Raw genomic sequence first — 17,045 nt, 5'->3', positions numbered from 1 at the left:
GGTGAGCCCAGACCACGCCGCGCCGGGCGAAGCGGGTGCCCTGCCCAAGCACGCCACCGTCGCGGACCACATCGTCGCCCGCCTGTTCAGCTGGGGCGTGCACCGGTACTTCGGCTACCCGGGCGACGGCATCAACGGCCTCACCTCCGCACTGCAACGCACCAACGAGCGGGCCCAGTTCATCCAGGTGCGACACGAGGAGACCGCCGGCTTCGCCGCCTCGGCGCACGTCAAGTACGGCGGCGGGCCGCTGGGCTGCGCGCTGGTGACCAGCGGGCCGGGCGCCATCCATCTGCTCAACGGCCTGTACGACGCCAAGCTCGACCACCAGCCGGTTGTCGCTCTGGTCGGGCACACCGCGGTCACCGCCGAGGGCGGCGGCTACTACCAGGAGGTCGACCTGCTGGCCCTCTACAAGGACGTGGCCGCCGCGTTCCTGGCCCAGCTCGACCACCCGGCGCAGGTCCGCCATCTGGTCGACCGGGCGTGCCGCACGGCGCTGGCCCGGCGTACCGTCACCGCCCTGGTGCTCCCCTCAGACCTGCAGGACGAGCCGGCCATCCCGGACCCGCCGTACGCGCACGGCTACTACCACACCAGCAACGTGCCGAGCAGCCCGCCGACCGTGCCGCCGGAGGCGGACCTGCGCCGGGCAGCCGAGGTGCTGCGCAGCGGGCAGCGGGTGGCGATGCTGGTGGGGCAGGGCGCGCTCGGGGCACCGGACGAGGTCCGCGAGATCGCCCAGCGGCTCGGCGCGGGGGTGGCCACCGCGCTGCTCGGCTTCACCGCCGTCGACCACCGGGAGCCGTGGGTCACCGGCTCGATCGGGCTGCTCGGCACCCGGCCGAGCTGGCAGCTGATGACCGGCTGCGACCGGCTGCTGATCGTCGGCAGCAACATGCCGTACTCGGAGTTCTACCCGCCGCAGGGGCAGGCCCGCGCGGTGCAGATCGACGTGGACGGCACCCAGCTCGGGCTGCGATACCCGACCGAGGTGAACCTGACCGGCGACGCCGGCCCCACGCTGCGGGCGTTGCTGCACGAGCTGGGCCCCGGCCCGGGGCCGACCGCCTGGCGGGCGGAGATCGCCGAGGCCACCTCGTCGTGGCGCCGGGTGCAGCGCGACCTGGCAGAGCAGACCGCCGACCCGGTCAACCCGCAGTTGCTGTTCAGCACCCTCAGCGAGCGGCTGCCCGACGACGCGATGATCGCCGTGGACTGCGGCACCACGACCGCCTGGTACGCCCGGCACGTGCAGGTCCGCCCCGGGATGCTGGCCAGCCTCTCCGGGACCCTGCTGTCCATGGGCGGCGCCATGCCGTACGCGCTGAGCGCCAAGTTCGCCCACCCGGACCGCCCGCTGGTGGCGCTGATCGGCGACGGTGCGATGCAGATGAACGGCGTCAACGAGCTGATCACCGTGGCCAAGTACTGGCGCAGCTGGGCCGACCCACGGTTCGTGGTGCTGGTGCTCAACAACCGGGATCTGGCGTTCGTCAGCTGGGAGCAACGCTCCAGCGAGGGGACGCCGATGTTCCCGGACAGCCAGCAACTGCCGGACATCGGCTACCACCAGTGGGCGCAGGTGCTCGGGCTGCACGGCGAGCTGGTCGACTCCCCGGGGCAGGTGCCGGCGATCTGGGACCGGGCGCTCACCGCCGACCGGCCGGTGGTGATCAACGCGCTGGTCGACCCGGCGGAGCTGATGCTGCCACCACACTTCACCGCCGAGCAGGCGCGCAAGACCGCGGCGGCAGTGCTGCGCGGCGACACCGACTGGGCCGGAATCATCCGCCGCGGCCTACCCGCCACCCTGGCCAGCTACCGCCCCCGTCGTCGGCAGGGCTGACGGTCCCCCCGCTCCTCAGGAGCCGGGGCGGGGGCCAGGCAGGGCGGTCAGCCGCGGCGGTCCAGCCAGCGTTGCAGGAGTGAGCGAGGGTCGTCCTCCCGGGTTGGTCGACGGTCCGGAACGGGAGCGCGCTCGACCGGGCGGCGAGGTTCGCCGGCCAGCTCGCGGCTGGGTGCGACGAACGCCTTCTCCGGCTGGCCCTTCACGGCGGTGGCGATGACCCGGGCGACCGCGTCGATCACCTTGGCCTGCACCGCGGAGCCCACCGAGTCGGTCGGGTCGTCCGGGTTGGCGGCGATGCCGGCGACCGCGACCTGCGGGGTGAAGCCGACGAACGTCTCGGTGGAATTCTCCTCCGAGCTGCCGGTCTTGCCGGCCACCGGGCGGCCGTCGAGGATGTCGTTCACGCCGGTGGCGGTGCCGCCGTTGCACTGCCCGTACGGCGACTGCTGGCCGACCGGGCAGCGGGCGGCGTCGGTCGCGGCGCGGGCCACGTCGGCGTCGAGCACCCGCTTGCAGGCCGGCTGCCCGACCGGCACCTTGTCCCCGTTCGCGGCGGTCACCGAGACCACCGGCACGGGCGTGCAGTAGGTGCCCTCGGCGGCCACCGTGGCGTACGCGTTGGCCAGGTCCAGCGGGGTGGTGGCGGCCACGCCCAGGGTGAACGAACCCCAGTTGGCGGCGTCGTCCTTGGCGAAGGCGGCGTCCGCGTCGGCGCGGAAGGTGATGCCGAGCCGCTGCGCCATCTCCACCACCTTGTCCTGGCCGACCTGCTCGGCCAGCCAGACGAAGTAGGTGTTCACCGAACGGCCGAAGCCGTCCCACATCATCCGGTACCCGTCCATCCAGTCCGGGTTGGCGTTGGCCGGGCACCAGGTGCCGTCACAGCTGCCCGGGCCCTCGGCGGCGTACCGGGTGGGCAGCTTGGCGGGTGCGTCGAAGCCGGTGGAGAGGGTACGGCCCGACTCCAGCGCGGCGAGCATGGTGAACAGCTTGAACGTCGAGCCGGCCTGGTACCCGTCGACGCTGGCCCCGCCGGAGATCAGCGGGTTGACGGTGTTCGGGTAGTTGGCCTGCCCGCCCGGGTTGTCGGCCAGGCTGTAGTGCCGGTTGACCGCCATCGCCAGCACCTGCCCGGTGCCCGGCTGCACGGCCGCGATCGGCAGGGCGCGCTTGTTGTCGTACCCGTAGACCTTGGTGGCCTGCTGCTGCGCGGTGGCCTGGATCTGCGGGTCCAGCGAGGTCACGACGGTGTAGCCGCCCGACCGCAGGGCCTGCTCGCGCTCCGGCACGGTGGCCCCGAACGCCGGCTGGGCGACCCACCACCGGCGCAGGTAGTCGCAGAAGTAGCCCCAGTCGTCGTGGCCCTGGGCCACGGCGGTGCAGCCGTTGGGCTGCGCGGTGGGGTGCAGGGTCAGCGGCTCCGCCTTGGCCTGCGCGGCCTGCCCGGCGGTGATGGCGCCGGTCTCGGCCATCGAGTCCAGGACGTACGACCGGCGGGCCAGCGCGTCGTCCTTGTTCCCGTCGATGGGGCTGTACGCGTCCGGGGACTGCACCAGGCCAGCGAGCAGGGCCGACTCGGCGAGGGTCAGCTGCGCCGGAGGCTTGCCGAAGTAGCGCTGGCTGGCCGCCGCGATCCCGTACGCATTGGAGCCGAAGTAGGCGATGTTCAGGTACCGGTTGAGGATCTCGTCCTTGCCGAGGCTCTGCTCCAACGCGCCCGCGTACCGGATCTCCTGGATCTTGCGCGGAATCGTGGGGTCGGTGGCGGCGGCGCGTTCCTCGGCGGTGCGGGTGGGGTCGGTCTTGAGCACGTTACGGACGTACTGCATGGTCAGCGTCGAGCCGCCCTGCTCGGTGCCGCCGCCCTTGACGTTCGACACCAGCGCGCGGGCCAGCCCGCGCAGGTCCGCGCCGCCGTGCGAGTAGAACCGCCGGTCCTCGGCCGCCACAATCGCCTGCCGCATCACCGGGGCGATGTCCGCCAGCGGGACGTCGGTGCGGTTCACGTCGTAGAACGTCGTGATCAGCGTCTTGCCGTCGTTGGCGTAGAGGTAGGAGCGCTGCGGGGTGGCCGGGGTGCGCAGCGCGTCAGGCAACGCGGCGTACGTCCCGATCGCGGAGCGGGCGGCGAACCCGAGCAGCAGGTTGCCCGGCAGCGCGGCGACTGCCAGGGCGAGCCCGGCCAGCAAGCCGGCGAGCAGCACGGTGAACAGCCGCGACAGCGGCGAGCGGGAGGCGGCCATGCTCCCCAGGATTGCCACGAATGCCGCCAACCGACCACCCTCGCAGCCCGATTGTCAGCAACTTCACCGCCCCCCACCAGCCAACTCCCACCCAAACCGCCCGCACCCCTCCTCCGACCCCCGACCCACCCCCGCCCACCCCCGCCCACCCCTGGTGATCATGAGGTTGACGGGGAGTTCGATCAAGGAAACCCTCGTCAACCTCATGATCACCGAAGCCGGGCGAGTGGGCGGGTGGGGTGGGCGGGGTGGGTGGAGCGGGATGGGCGAGGTGGGGTGGGTTAGGGGGTTGGGGTGGAGAGGCTGGCGCTGGCGGCGTCGCGGGCGATGTCGCGGGGCACCAGGCGCCCGGAGCGGTAGCCGATGCCGATGCCGGCGATCAGCACGAAGATCGCGCCGAACGTCTGCAGCGACCCGATCAGGGCGCCGCCCAGGCCGAGCAGCGGCGCGGCGATGATCAGCATGACCCCGTCGCCGAGGCTGAACGTGCCCGATCGGGCGACCGCCCAACCGGTGAGGAACCAGCCCACGCTGTAGAAGGTGGCGCCGACCAGGACCAGCGAACGCGCCGTGGTGCCGAAGACCGGTGTCTGCTCGGCGAGCCCGGCGAAGGGCAGCATCAGCACGGTGCCGGCGATGCTGACCAGCAGGCCGGCGGCGGCCACCCGACGACTGCGGGTCGCGGCGAGCAGCCCGGTGAGGGCCAGCAGCGCGAGCAGGCCAAGCCAGACCGCGGCCACCCAACCGATCAGGTACGCCGCCCGACCGTCGGCCGGGTACGGGTCGTTGCCCACCCCGCCGTCGCTGGCCATCGCCACCACGCCGTAGAGGATGGCGTACGCGGGCAGCAGCCACACCGCCGCCCGCGCGAACCGGCGTATCGACCAGGCCCAACTGGCGTTCGTTGCCGGCCCGGCCGGGGTCGGCTCGCCCACGAACGGCAGTACGCCGAACCCTCCGCCGCTGCTCCGGGAACCCAGTGGGCCGGCCGGGTCGTGCGCGCCGGGCACCGGGGCGGAGGACCACATCCGATTCGCCGGATCCTTCATGCGTCACCTCGCTCGTCCGCGAGCGGTGCGGGACGCGCCGGGGCGCCCCGATTGCCTGGTCACCACCCGTCCTAGGACCGATCGTGGCAGGCGTCGGAGCGCCCCATGAGTCTTTCTCGCATTTACCCGGCCGGGCGGCCGCTCTACTGGATCAGCCGCGCTCGCGCTGATCGGTCGGGTCATTGACCAGGCTGGTCGGGGAGACCGGCTCCGGCGCGGGCAGCCCCTGCGGCCCCTTGGTGCCGGTGGCCTGCGCCTCGGCGACGCGTACCTCGTCGTGGATCTGCTGGGCGGCGGCCGCCGCGGCCTGCGCCGCCTCCGCGGCCTCGCGCTCGACCTGGCTCGCGTGGTCGGCTGCCTCCGGTGCGGGAAGGTCCCCCACCATCTGGCTCAAACCGCCCAGCGCGCCACCCATCCCCTCAAGTGCCTTGGTCAGCTCGGCCGGGATGATCCAGACCTTGTTGGCGCTGCCCTGGGCGATCTGCGGCAGGGCCTGCAGGTACTGGTAGGCGAGCACCTTCTGGCTCGGGTTCGCCTGGTGGATCGCGTCGAACACCGTCCGGATCGCCTTCGCCTGGCCCTCGGCCTGCAGGATCCGAGCCTGCCGGTCACCGTCGGCGCGCAGCACCGCGGACTGCTTCTCGCCCTCGGCGGTGAGGATCTGCGACTGCTTGTGCCCCTCGGCGGTCAGGATCGCCGCGCGGCGGTCCCGCTCGGCGCGCATCTGCTTCTCCATCGAGTCACGGATGCTGGCTGGCGGCTCGATCGCCTTGATCTCCACCCGGGTCACCTTGATGCCCCAGCGGCCGGTGGTCTCGTCCAGCACGCCGGAGAGGTGCCGGTTGATCTCGTCCCGGCTGGTCAGCGCCCGCTCCAGGTCCAGCGAGCCGATCACGTTTCGCAGCGTGGTGACGGTGAGCTGCTCGATGGCCTGGAGGAAGCTGGAGATCTCGTAGGTCGCCCGGACCGAGTCGACCACCTTGAAGTAGAGGACCGTGTCGATCGAGACCACCAGGTTGTCCGAGGTGATCACCGGCTGCGGCGGGAAGCTGACCACCTGCTCCCGCATGTCTACCTTGGTACGGACCGCGTCGATGAACGGCACCAGCAGGTTGAGGCCGGGGCTGAGGGTGCGCTTGTACTTGCCGAGCCGTTCCACCACGTCCTGGCGTTGCTGCGGCACGATCCGCACCGCCTTGGCCAGCGTCACCACGGCGATCAGCGCCACCGCGATCACCAGCACCCCTATGACCGTCATCCCGTTCACCCTCTCGATTCCGGCAGCTCGCCGGCGGAAGAAACATCGTCCTGCCAGACCAGGGCGGTCGCGCCCCGGACCTTTATCACCCGAACCCGTTGACCGACGTCGTAGACCTGCGTCGTGTCGTACGACCGGGCGCTCCACAGCTCTCCGTCAATCTTGACGAGGCCGTGCTCGGCGTCCACCCGTTCCAGCACCAACGCCGTGGAGCCTTCGATCGCCTCCAGGCCGAACGGCTGCTCGCCGCTGTCCAGCGCGGTCCTCTGATGCCGCCGGATGACCGGTCGGACCACCACCAGGCTCAACGCCGACACCACCGCGAACACCAGCGCCTGTATCGCCACCGGCGCGCCCAGGGCGGCCGCACCTGCGGCGGCGAACGCGCCAGCCCCGAACATGATCAGAAACAGCGTCGTCGTGAAGATCTCGGCGACCACCAGCAACACACCCAACACGATCCACACCACGGCGTCCACCCCCTGATCGTGACACGCAATTGCACGCGCGGACGACCCGTGATGATCAGTAAGCTCGGCGAAACCCACCTGGCCGGCCGAAACGCCCCGTCTCGATAAACCGGCCCGAGCCGACGAGCGAGGAGATCCCGTTGACCCTGCTGCCCGAGACCGCCCGACAGGTCGACGCCATGGTCGCCCAGGCACAGGTCGACGGGCGCGCCCCGTCGCTGGTGCTGGGCGTGGTCCGCGACGGCGCGCTGGTGCATCTGGCCGCCGCCGGAGAGCATCCCCGCCCGGACATCGACCTGCAGTACCGGCTGGGCTCGATCAGCAAGACGATGACCGCCACGCTGATCATGCAGGTGCGCGACGCCGGCCGGCTGGCCGTGGACGACCCGTTGGAACGGCACCTGCCGGGCACCGGCGTCGGCACGCTCACCCTGCGCCAGCTACTCGGGCACGCCAGCGGCATCCAGCGCGAACCCGAGGGTGAGTGGTGGGAGCGGACCGAGGGCGCCGACCTGCGCACCCTGCTCGCCGGGCTGACCGCAGACAAGATCGCGTACCCGCCGCACGCCACCTACCACTACTCCAACCTCGCGTACGGGCTGCTCGGCGGCGTCCTCGAACGGCTCACCGGGACACCCTGGGCCGACCTGCTCGGCGAGCGGATCCTCACCCCGCTGGGGATGGGCCGCACCACGTACGCGGCCACCGAGCCGTTCGCCCGCGGCTACGTCGTCCACCCCTGGCACGACACGCTGCGCGAGGAGCCCCGCACCGACACCGGGGCGATGGCCCCGGCCGGGCAACTCTGGTCGACCATCGAGGACCTGGGTCGCTGGGCAGCCTTCCTGGCCGACCCCGACCCCTCGGTGCTCGCCGCCGAGACGCTGACCGAGATGTGCTCCCCCGTGGTGATCAGCGACCTGGAGTCCTGGAACCACGGGCACGGCCTCGGGCTGGAGCTCTTCCGGGAAGGCGACCGGGTGTACGTCGGGCACGGCGGCTCGATGCCCGGCTACATCGCCTCGCTGGCCGTGCACCGGCCCACCCGCACCGCCGTGGTCGGCTTCGCCAACTCGTACGGCCTGCGTACCGGGCACCTCGGCGCGCTCGGCCGGCGGCTGCTCACGCTGGTGCTGGACGCCGAGCCCGCGCCAATCACCCCCTGGCTGCCGGCCGCCGCCGCGCCGCCCGCCGAGCTGAGCGAGCTGACCGGCCGCTGGTGGTGGATGGGCAGCGAGATCGAGGTGTTCGCGGACGTCACCGGCGACCTGCACGCCGGCCCGGTCGGCGTACCGGATCTGCGCTTCGTCGCCGAGGGACCGGACCGGTGGCGGGGCCGCGCCGGTGGACAGGACGGCGAGATCCTCACGGTGCGCCGCGACGAGCAGGGCCGTGCGGTCGCCCTGGACATCGCCACCTTCGTCCACACCCGCCACCCCGACCAGGAACCCTGACCGCTCGCTGACCTCCTGGGCAAGATCCGCACAGAATCATGGATGTAGTGGCCTCCGAGGTCGACGAGGCCACTACATCCTGGAGCTTGTCTCATCCTGTTTGGGCTGGTGGGGTGGTGTTGACAGGACGAGTCGTGGGGTCGCGGCGCTGGTCAGGGTGTGGTGATCTTCGCTGATGATCGACTGCCCTCGGGAAGGTTCGATCTGTTCCGGTGTTGCGCGTGGCTCATAGCAGGGCCCTCGGTGAGGGTTGCAGGTCGTGACACACGACAACACGCCCACCGAGGGCCATGCTCTGGTCTACCAGGTCCATCTGCCCTTGTCGACGAAGTCGCTGACCATGATCACTCAAGCGATCCGCCGGTATCGCCGTGGTGTGCGCTCGCGGTGGCGCAAGCTGCCCGATGAGCAGGTCGCCCTCATCGTGCTGGCCGTGCTCCGCCATGATCAGCGTCCCGCCGACCTCGCCGCCGCCTACGGGGTGTCGCATCACAGCGTGCGCCGCTGGGTTCGGCAAACCATCACCACTCTCGCCGCGATGGCGCCCCGCCTGGACCGAGTCCTCACCCACACCGCCCGCACCAGCAGTGAGGACCCGCTGCTGTTCGACGGCACCTGCCTGCCCGTGCACCGCCCGAGCGGCCGCGCCGAACGACGCCTGTGGTGCGGCAAACACAAGGCTCACCACCTACGCGTACTCACCCTCACCGACCACCACGGCCGGCTGCTCTGGATCTCCGCCGCCGCCGGCGCCCGCACCCACGAAGCCACCCAAGCCAAACGCCTACGCCTACCCACCCGGCTACGCCGTCATGACCTCGCCGTCATCTGCGACCGCATCCACACCCGCCTCGACGACCAACCCGAGAACCCCACCGTCATCACCGGACGACGCGGCAACCGCCACCACCCCTCACCCCCGCCCAACACAGCGTGAACACCCTGCTCAGCCGCGAACGCGCGGCCAATGAACACGCCCACGCTCACCTCAAGAACTGGCGCATCCTCACCCGACTACGCCACGGCTGGCGCCCACACGCCACCACCCTGCTACGCGCCCTACTCGTGCTGACCAACACCGAAATCAACCGCTAGACAGATGATCAACACCGAAGATCCACACCCGCACACCAGCACCCCAACCACACCACCACGACCTGTCAACCATCCCTGAGCAGCCCAAACAGGATGAGACAAGCTCCTGGAAGTTGTGCGGATCTTGCGCGGCACGGCACGGCGCGGCGCGGCGCGGCGCGGCGCGGACGGCCGTTGCGGGTCAGGCCGGTTCGGTGACGAAGTCGATGAGGCGTTCCATGGCGTTGATCAGGGGGGTCTCCACGTCGGCGAAGCTGTTCACCCGGGACAGGATGTGCCGCCACATGTCGGCCGGCTCGGCCACTCCGAGGGCCGCGCAGACCCCCTCCTTCCACGGCCGCCCCGGCGGTACCACCGGCCACGCCGCGATGCCCAGCGCCGCCGGCTTGACCGCCTGCCAGACGTCCACGTACGGATGCCCGGTCACCAGCACGTAGGGCGAGTTCACCCGGGCCACGATCCGGCTCTCCTTGCTGCCGGGCACCAGGTGGTCGACGAGCACGCCGAGCCGCCGGGTCGGGCCGGGGGCGAAGTCGCGTACCTCGGCGTCGAGGGCGTCGATGCCGTCCAGCGGCTCCACGACCACGCCCTCGATCCGCAGGTCGTCGCCCCAGATCCGCTCGACCAGCGCGGCGTCGTGGATGCCCTCGACCCAGATCCGGCTGGCCTTGGCCACCTGCGCGCGGACGTTGTCCACCGCCACCGAACCAGACGCGGTGCGCCGGCGGGCCGCCGGCACCGACGCGCGGGTCGGGCGGCGCAGCGTCACCGGGCGACCGTCGAGCAGGAACGCCGCCGGCAGCAGGGGAAAGTTGCGCCGCTTGCCGTGCCGGTCCTCCAGCACCACCGCGCCGGACTCGAAGCCCACCACCGCGCCGCAGAACCCGGATTCGGCGTCCTCCACCACGAGATCCGGTTCGGCGTCCACCTCGGGGGTGACCTTCCGCCGCCGCCAGTCCCCCGCCAACACGTCCTCGCCGTATCGCCCCGCCATGTCGATCACGCTAACCCCGCCGCACCCACACATCACCCCGACACACCGCCGCCTGCCGGACACCACGCCCCACCGCCTCGATCACAGCGGCGGCGAAACGCCGCGAACCACCAGCGAACCCCCGCCACCACTGCGTTGTCGGCACGGGCAGAGGCGGGGCGAAGGGGGCAGTTCGGGGCACGCAGGGCGGCCGGAGCGGCAGTCGAGACAGGGCCGCCGGTCACCACGTACCCTTTCGGCATGTCCACCCCCGCAACGGGCGCGGCCACACTCGCGCCGCGCCGGTCGAGCCGGTTTGTTGCCTGGGTGCGCGCGTGGCGCGCCGGGTTGGTGCCGTACGACGAGGTCGCCGACGCCATCGCCGGCGACGAGGAACACCTCGTGGCGGACGCTCCCGGCACCTGGACCGACGTCCCACTCAGCGCCGCGCTGCCCACCCTGGCCAAGCTCTCCCCGGACGAGATCCGCCTGGTGCTGCCCGCGCCGGGTGACCCCCGAGGGCTGCCCGGCCCCGGCGACTTCGCCGGCGCGGCACTGGTCACGGGCGAGGCGGTGGTGGCTGGCATGCTCGGGTTGATCCCGCAGGTCCGGCTGCACACCTCCGGCTCCGGGGACTGCTTCGAGACGGTGCTTTGGCGGGTGTACCCGCTGCCGGCCAACGCGCCCGCCGCGTCGCTCGTGCTGCCCGGTGCCGCCGAGGCGGAGGCCGAACTGGCCGCCGCGCTGGCCGAGACCACCGCCGCGCTGACCCGTCTGGACGTCGCCCAGTGGCGACCCGAGCTGGCCGGCGCGCTGGCCGCGCTGCGCCGCCCGGACGGCGCCACCGACCTGCCGCCCGGCTTCGACCCCCGCGCCCGCCGGCTCTTCGCCCGGGCCGCGGTGCTCGACCGGGTGCTGGCGCTGGCCGGGCACGCCGCCCCCGGTGGCGCGATCAACAACTACGAGGCCCAGCAGCGCGACGCCGCGCTCCGCCCGCTCACCGCGGCCTGCCGGCAGGCGCTGGTGGCCGCCTGCAACGCACCGCTGCGCCCCTGACGGGAGGCGGCGGCACCGGCACGAGGCCGCGGCCGGTCAGACCTCGTCGAGCAGGTCGGCGACCGAGTTGACGATCCGGGACGGGCGGTACGGGTAGCGCTCCGCCTCGGTGCGGCTGCTGATTCCGGTGAGCACCAGGATGGTCTCCAGCCCGGCCTCCAGGCCGCACAGGATGTCGGTGTCCATCCGGTCGCCGATCATCGCGGTGCTCTCCGAGTGCGCGTTGATGGTGTTCAGCGCGGAGCGCATCATCATCGGGTTCGGCTTGCCGACGAAGTACGGCTCCACCCCGGTCGCCTTGGAGATCATGGCGGCGACCGAGCCGGCGGCGGGCAGCGCGCCCTCCACGGAAGGGCCGGTCACGTCGGGGTTGGTGCAGATGAAGCGGGCCCCGTCGTTGATCAGCCGGACCGCCTTGGTGATCGCTTCGAAGCTGTAGGTGCGGGTCTCCCCGAGCACCACGTAGTCCGGCGCGAAGTCGGTGAGCACGTAGCCCACGGCATGCAGCGCCGTGGTCAGCCCGGCCTCCCCGATCACGTACGCGGTGCCGCCCGGCCGCTGGTCGGCGAGGAACTGGCCGGTGGCCAGTGCGGAGGACCAGATCGACTCCTCCGGCACGTCCAGCCCCATCCGGCTCAGCCGAGCCGTCAGGTCGCGCGGGGTGTAGATCGAGTTGTTGGTCAGCACCAGGAACGGCTTGCCGGAGGCGCGCATCCGTTTGATGAACTCCGGCGCGCCGGGCACCGGCTGGCCCTCGTGCACCAGCACGCCGTCCATGTCGGTCAGCCAGCTCTGCACGGGCTTTCGGTCCTGCATCGATGATCCCAGGGTGTCGGTGGACGGGTGGACGGTCAGGGGCGACGGGTCGGCACGCAGCAGACGGTGGGGCAGGTGTCCCACATCGGCAGCTCGCCCAGGCGGCGGCGCAGCTGCGCGCCGTCCGGGTCGGTCCGCTCGGTCACCAGCTCGCGGACCATGGTCACGAAGCGCGGGTCGGTGCCCGGGGTGCCGGCCCGGGCGAATTCCAGGCCGAGCTGCTTGGCCGTCTCCAGCGCCTCGGTGTCCAGGTCCCACACCACCTCGAGGTGGTCGGAGATGAACCCGATCGGGCTGACCACCACGCTGGTGGTGTCGCCCTGGGCGAGGGTGGCCAGGTGGTCGTTGATGTCCGGCTCCAGCCACGGCACCTGCGGCGGACCCGAGCGGCTCTGCCACACCAGGTCGTACGGCAGGTCCGGGGCCGCGGCCGCAGCCACCAGCCGGGCGGCCTCTTGCAGCTGCGCCTCGTACCGGCCGCCGTGTGGGCCGGCGTTGGCCGCCATCGAGGTGGGGACGGAGTGGGCGGTGAAGACCAGTCGGGTGGTGCCCCGCTTGGCCGGGTCGAGCTGGCCCAACGCGGCCCGGACGGCGTCCGTGTGCGGCTCGATGAACCCGGGATGGTCCCAGAACTGGCGCAGCTTCTCGATCACCGGGGCGTCCGGACCGACCGCGGCCCGGGCGGCGGCGATGTCCTCCTGGTACTGCCGGCACGACGAGTAGCCGCCGTACGCGCTGGTGACGAAGGCCAGCGCCCGGGTGACACCGTCGTCGCGCATCTGGGTCACGGTGTCGGCGAGCAGCGGGTCCCAGTTGCGGTTGCCCCAGTAGACGGGCAGGTCGAGGCCGTTCGCGGCGAAGTCGGCGCGGACGGCGGCCAGCAGGTCACGACACTGCTGGTTGATCGGGGACACCCCGCCGAAGTGCAGGTAGTGCTCGACGACCTCGGCCAGCCTTTCGGGCGGCACGCCGCGACCCCGGGTCACGTTCTGCAGGAACGGCATCACGTCCTCGGGCCGCTCCGGCCCACCGAAGGACACCAGCACCACCGCGTCGTACGCCATGGGCCCATTCTTGCCGGTCGGGCGGAACGACCCGGCGACGCCCCCTGCTCCGGCCCACGTGGATCACACGGGACGGCGGTCGGGGGCGCCGCCGGGGACGTCAGGCGCCGATGGCGTGGTAGCCGCCGTCGACGTGCACGATCTCGCCGGTGGTGGCCGGGAACCAGTCGGACAGCAGCGCCAGGCAGGCCCGGGCGGCGGGCTCCTGGTCGGTGAGGCTCCAGCCCAGCGGGGCCCGCTCGGTCCAGGCGTCCTCGAACTGGTCGAAGCCGGGGATCGACTTGGCGGCGATGGTGCGCAGCGGGCCGGCGGCGACCAGGTTGCTGCGGATGCCCTGCTTGCCCAGGTGCAGCGCCAGGTAACGGGAGGCGGACTCCAGGCCGGCCTTGGCCACGCCCATCCAGTCGTAGACCGGCCACGCCTTGGTCGCGTCGAAGGTCAGGCCGACCACCGCGCCGCCGGGGGACATCAGCGGCAGCGCCGCCATGGCCAGCGACTTGTACGAGAAGGTGGAGACGTGCAGCGCGGTCGCCACGTCCTCCCAGGGAGCGTCGAGGAAGCCGCCGCCGAGGCAGCTCTGCGGCGCGAAGCCGATCGAGTGGACGACGCCGTCGAGCCCGTCGACGTGCTCGCGGACCCGGTCGGCGAGGCTGGCCAGGTGCTCCGTGTTGGTCACGTCCACCTCGATAACCGGCGCCGGCTCGGGCAGTCGCTTGGCGATCCGCTCGACCAGGGAGAGCCGTCCGAAGCCGGTCAGCACGACCTGCGCGCCGTTCTCCTGGGCGATCTTCGCCACCGAGAAGGCGATCGAGGCGTCGGTGATGACGCCGGTGACCAGCAGCCGCTTACCGGCGAGCAGTCCGGACATGCAGGGGTTCCTCCGTACGTAGTCAGAAAGCGCTGGTCAGTGGCCCATGCCGAGGCCACCGTCGACCGGGATCACGGCGCCGGAGACGTACCCGGCGGTGTCCCCGGCGAGCCAGGTGACCACGGCGGCGACCTCGTCCGGGTGGGCCATCCGGCCGGCCGGGATCGACTTGCGGATCTCCGCCTTGCGGTCGTCGGACAGGCCGGCGGTCATGTCCGTGTCGATGAAGCCGGGCGCCACCACGTTCGCGGTGATGTTGCGGCTGCCCAGTTCCCGGGTGATCGAGCGGGCCACGCCGACCAGGCCGGCCTTGCTGGCGGCGTAGTTGACCTGACCAGCACCTCCGGAGAGGCCCACCACCGAGGAGATGAAGATCATGCGGCCCCACTTGGCCCGGAGCATCTTTCCGGAGGCTCGCTTGGCGACCCGGAACGCCCCGCTGAGGTTGGTGTCCAGCACGCCGGTGAACTGCTCCTCGGACATCCGCAGCAGCAGCGTGTCGTCGGTGATGCCGGCGTTGGCGACCAGCACCTCGACCGGCCCGAGCTCCGCCTCGATGGCGGTGAACGCGGCGTCGATCGAGGCCGCGTCGGTGACGTCGGCCCGCACCCCGAACAACCCCTCGGGGGCGTCGCCGCTGCGGTGGGTCACCGCCACCCGGTCGCCCTGCTTGGCGAAGGCCTGCGCGATGGCCAGGCCGATTCCCCGGTTGCCCCCGGTCACCAGCACGGTACGGGCCACGGTTCCCCCTTGCGAATGGTCAGCACGGACGCGTCGGAGCCTAGGCGTTACCGGCAGGTAAGCGCTAACGGGAACGCGTCACACCGGGGTACGACACCGGGATCAACCCCTGGTGGCACGACCTGCGGGGGTGTTGGCCCGTAGCCTCCCGGTGGTGAACCGGCAACTGATCGCCGCGGCCCTGCGCGCTTTGCGGCAGACCCTGCTGGGCCCGGACGCCCCGGCCGGCCGTCCGTTGCTGGCCCGCTGGCCCAGGCTGGCCCGTTACTCCGCCCCGGTCGGGCTGCTCGCCGCGCTCGGCCTGTTCTGGATCACGTTTGCCGTGGAGAGCGACTGGGGCCTGCCGGCGCCGATCGGGGTGTTGTTCGCGGCGTTGACCGTGGCACCGCTGCTGGCGCTGCCCCGGCATCCGCTGCTGGCCTGGCGGCTGATGGTGCTGGCCCTGCTGGTGTGCACGTTCAACGCGCCGGCTGACGAGCCCTGGCCGTGGACCCCGCCGCTGGCGCTCGGGTCGATCGCGGTGGTCGCGGGGGTCGTCGCGCGGGTCGACCGGCCGGTGCTGGTCTGGCTGGTGACGATCACCACGGTGCCGGTGCTCACCCTGGTTCACCCCGAGAACCGGGCCGCCGTCCTGGCGCTACTCGGCGCGCTGGCGATCGTCGGCGACCTGGTCCGGCGCAACCGGTTGTCCCGCCGGGCACTGGCCGCGCAGACCGAGCTGAGCGAGCGGGAGCAGGAGCGCCGCGCGGTGCTGGAGGAACGCACCCGAATCGCCCGCGAAATGCACGACGTGGTGGCCCACCACATGTCGCTGATCGCGGTGCAGGCGGAGACCGCGCCGTACCGGCTGACCGACGTGCCGGCGCCGGCCGCGGCGGAGTTCGCGGCCATCGCCGGCTCGGCCCGCGCCGCGCTGACCGACATGCGGCGGCTGCTGGGCGTGCTGCGCAGCGAGTCGAACGGCCCGCAGACCGCGCCGCAGCCCGACCTGGCCGACCTGGGCTCGATGGTGGACGCGGCCCACCGGGCCGGGCTGCCGGTGACTCTGGACGCCGAGCCGGTGGACGACGGGCTGGTGCCCGCGCCGGTCGGGCTGGCCGCGTACCGGATCGTGCAGGAAGGGCTGGCCAACGCGGCCCGCCACGCGGGCGGTGCCGCGGTGCGGGTCACCGTCCGCGCCGGCCGGTCCACCCTGGCGGTACGCGTGCAGAACGCGCCGCCCGACGACCTGGACGTCCGGCCGGCCGCCGAGGCCGGCGCCGGGCACGGGCTGACCGGCATGCGGGAGCGGGCCACCTCGCTGGGCGGTACGTTCACCGCCGGGCCGCTGCCCGGCGGAGGCTACGAGGTGGCGGTCGAGCTGCCGTACGACGTTGAGGGCGGGGACCGATGATCAAGGTGCTGATCGCCGACGACCAGGCGATGGTCCGGCAGGGCTTCGGCGCGCTGCTCGCCGCCCAGCCCGACCTGCTGGTGGTGGGTGACGCCGCCGACGGCGCGCAGGCCGTCGCCGCCGCCCGCCGGCTCGACCCGGACGTGGTGCTGATGGACGTGCGGATGCCGGTGCTGGATGGGCTTGCCGCCACCCGCAAGCTGCTCGGCGACCGGTCGACGCAGCGCCCCCGGGTGCTCATCCTCACCACCTTCGACCTGGACGACTACGTGTACGAGGCACTGCGCGCCGGGGCCAGCGGCTTCCTGCTCAAGGACGCCCCGGCGGCCGACCTGGTGCAGGCGGTGCGGGTGGTGGCGGCCGGCGACGCCCTGCTCGCCCCGGCGGTCACCCGTCGGCTGATCGCCGAGTTCGCGGCCCGCCCGGACCGCCGCCGGCCCCGCCCCACCGACCTGGCCGGGCTCACCCCGCGGGAGACCGAGGTGCTGCGGTTGATCGCCCGAGGCCGCAACAACGCGGAGATCGCCGCCGACCTGGTGGTGGCCGAGCAGACCGTGAAGACGCACATCGGGCGGATCCTGGCCAAGCTGGGGCTGCGAGACCGGGCCCAGGCCGTCGTGTTGGCGTACGAGACGGGTCTGGTCGCCGCCGGCGAGTAGCTCCGCGGAGCCAGCCCGGGAACGGCTCTCCGGGACGACGACCGGGCGCCACCC

The 17,045-nt window shown here is 72.4% G+C and carries 16 protein-coding genes; 7 read left to right on the top strand and 9 right to left on the bottom strand.

Going from position 1 to position 17,045, the window contains the following annotated elements; translation table 11 throughout:
• Position 1: 1 nt before the first annotated feature.
• Positions 2-1,849: a thiamine pyrophosphate-requiring protein gene (locus OG990_RS03655; RefSeq protein ID WP_406078974.1), complete on the top strand. Its 1,848-nt coding sequence runs from the start codon at positions 2-4 to the stop codon at positions 1,847-1,849.
• 47 nt (positions 1,850-1,896) lie between these two features.
• Here OG990_RS03655 and OG990_RS03650 read toward each other — a convergent pair whose 3' ends face one another.
• The 4 genes from OG990_RS03650 to OG990_RS03635 form a co-directional block, all read right to left on the bottom strand.
• Positions 1,897-4,095 (bottom strand): transglycosylase domain-containing protein, encoded by a 2,199-nt coding sequence (locus OG990_RS03650; RefSeq protein WP_406078973.1) that lies wholly within the window; start codon positions 4,093-4,095, stop codon positions 1,897-1,899.
• A gap of 281 nt (positions 4,096-4,376) precedes the next feature.
• A complete protein-coding gene (locus OG990_RS03645; protein WP_328418678.1) occupies positions 4,377-5,144 on the bottom strand; it encodes a hypothetical protein in 768 nt (255 codons plus the stop codon).
• Positions 5,145-5,295: 151 nt separating this feature from the next.
• Positions 5,296-6,402 (bottom strand): SPFH domain-containing protein, encoded by a 1,107-nt coding sequence (locus OG990_RS03640; protein ID WP_328418679.1) that lies wholly within the window; start codon positions 6,400-6,402, stop codon positions 5,296-5,298.
• A gap of 5 nt (positions 6,403-6,407) precedes the next feature.
• Positions 6,408-6,881: an NfeD family protein gene (locus OG990_RS03635; RefSeq protein ID WP_328418680.1), complete on the bottom strand. Its 474-nt coding sequence runs from the start codon at positions 6,879-6,881 to the stop codon at positions 6,408-6,410.
• Between the two features lie 131 nt (positions 6,882-7,012).
• Here OG990_RS03635 and OG990_RS03630 point away from each other — a divergent pair, with 131 nt between their 5' ends.
• The 3 genes from OG990_RS03630 to OG990_RS03620 all read left to right on the top strand — a co-directional run bounded on the left by OG990_RS03630 (position 7,013) and on the right by OG990_RS03620 (position 9,421).
• Complete coding sequence (locus OG990_RS03630; protein ID WP_406078972.1) at positions 7,013-8,326, top strand: serine hydrolase domain-containing protein; 1,314 nt, start codon at positions 7,013-7,015, stop codon at positions 8,324-8,326.
• Positions 8,327-8,585: 259 nt separating this feature from the next.
• Positions 8,586-9,263, top strand: coding sequence for a hypothetical protein (locus OG990_RS03625; RefSeq protein ID WP_406076957.1), 678 nt, complete (start codon positions 8,586-8,588; stop codon positions 9,261-9,263).
• Complete coding sequence (locus tag OG990_RS03620; protein WP_406076958.1) at positions 9,260-9,421, top strand: hypothetical protein; 162 nt, start codon at positions 9,260-9,262, stop codon at positions 9,419-9,421. Before OG990_RS03625 ends, OG990_RS03620 begins: the two co-directional genes overlap by 4 nt.
• Positions 9,422-9,602: 181 nt before the next feature.
• Here OG990_RS03620 and OG990_RS03615 read toward each other — a convergent pair whose 3' ends face one another.
• Positions 9,603-10,415: a DUF3097 domain-containing protein gene (locus tag OG990_RS03615; protein ID WP_328418682.1), complete on the bottom strand. Its 813-nt coding sequence runs from the start codon at positions 10,413-10,415 to the stop codon at positions 9,603-9,605.
• A gap of 240 nt (positions 10,416-10,655) precedes the next feature.
• On the opposite strand from OG990_RS03615, the gene OG990_RS03610 reads away from it, so the two are divergent.
• Positions 10,656-11,450, top strand: coding sequence for a hypothetical protein (locus tag OG990_RS03610; RefSeq protein ID WP_328418683.1), 795 nt, complete (start codon positions 10,656-10,658; stop codon positions 11,448-11,450).
• Between the two features lie 36 nt (positions 11,451-11,486).
• Here OG990_RS03610 and OG990_RS03605 read toward each other — a convergent pair whose 3' ends face one another.
• From OG990_RS03605 to fabG, 4 genes are all read right to left on the bottom strand, one after another.
• Positions 11,487-12,350 (bottom strand): HAD-IIA family hydrolase, encoded by an 864-nt coding sequence (locus OG990_RS03605; RefSeq protein WP_406078971.1) that lies wholly within the window; start codon positions 12,348-12,350, stop codon positions 11,487-11,489.
• Positions 12,302-13,330, bottom strand: a complete 1,029-nt coding sequence (locus OG990_RS03600) for a ferrochelatase (RefSeq protein WP_406078970.1) — start codon at positions 13,328-13,330, stop codon at positions 12,302-12,304. The genes OG990_RS03605 and OG990_RS03600 overlap by 49 nt, the downstream gene beginning before the upstream one ends.
• Before the next feature lie 100 nt (positions 13,331-13,430).
• Positions 13,431-14,198, bottom strand: a complete 768-nt coding sequence (fabI, locus tag OG990_RS03595) for an enoyl-ACP reductase FabI (RefSeq protein ID WP_386983767.1) — start codon at positions 14,196-14,198, stop codon at positions 13,431-13,433.
• Between the two features lie 36 nt (positions 14,199-14,234).
• The gene (gene fabG, locus OG990_RS03590) at positions 14,235-14,939 is read right to left on the bottom strand and encodes a 3-oxoacyl-ACP reductase FabG (RefSeq protein ID WP_328418686.1); all 705 of its coding nucleotides are present in this window, start codon (positions 14,937-14,939) and stop codon (positions 14,235-14,237) included.
• A 154-nt stretch (positions 14,940-15,093) separates the two neighbouring features.
• Here fabG and OG990_RS03585 point away from each other — a divergent pair, with 154 nt between their 5' ends.
• Complete coding sequence (locus OG990_RS03585; protein WP_386983769.1) at positions 15,094-16,332, top strand: sensor histidine kinase; 1,239 nt, start codon at positions 15,094-15,096, stop codon at positions 16,330-16,332.
• Positions 16,329-16,991 (top strand): response regulator transcription factor, encoded by a 663-nt coding sequence (locus OG990_RS03580; protein ID WP_328418688.1) that lies wholly within the window; start codon positions 16,329-16,331, stop codon positions 16,989-16,991. The genes OG990_RS03585 and OG990_RS03580 overlap by 4 nt, the downstream gene beginning before the upstream one ends.
• Positions 16,992-17,045: the final 54 nt, after the last annotated feature.

The organism is Micromonospora sp. NBC_00858 (assembly GCF_045207365.1).
Taxonomy (GTDB): domain Bacteria; phylum Actinomycetota; class Actinomycetes; order Mycobacteriales; family Micromonosporaceae; genus Micromonospora.
Note: the sequence above shows the minus strand (reverse complement) of the source record. Positions and strands in the feature narration are given on the sequence as shown.

Excerpts from the sequence above, each read along its gene's own strand:
- OG990_RS03610 (WP_328418683.1), top strand. The coding sequence starts at position 10,656 with ATGTCCACCCCCGCAACGGGCGCGGCCACACTCGCGCCGCGCCGGTCG.
- OG990_RS03580 (WP_328418688.1), top strand. The coding sequence starts at position 16,329 with ATGATCAAGGTGCTGATCGCCGACGACCAGGCGATGGTCCGGCAGGGC.
- OG990_RS03615 (WP_328418682.1), bottom strand. The coding sequence starts at position 10,415 with ATGGCGGGGCGATACGGCGAGGACGTGTTGGCGGGGGACTGGCGGCGG.
- OG990_RS03645 (WP_328418678.1), bottom strand. The coding sequence starts at position 5,144 with ATGAAGGATCCGGCGAATCGGATGTGGTCCTCCGCCCCGGTGCCCGGC.
- OG990_RS03600 (WP_406078970.1), bottom strand. The coding sequence starts at position 13,330 with ATGGCGTACGACGCGGTGGTGCTGGTGTCCTTCGGTGGGCCGGAGCGG.
- fabI (WP_386983767.1), bottom strand. The coding sequence starts at position 14,198 with ATGTCCGGACTGCTCGCCGGTAAGCGGCTGCTGGTCACCGGCGTCATC.
- OG990_RS03650 (WP_406078973.1), bottom strand. The coding sequence starts at position 4,095 with ATGGCCGCCTCCCGCTCGCCGCTGTCGCGGCTGTTCACCGTGCTGCTC.
- OG990_RS03640 (WP_328418679.1), bottom strand. The coding sequence starts at position 6,402 with ATGACGGTCATAGGGGTGCTGGTGATCGCGGTGGCGCTGATCGCCGTG.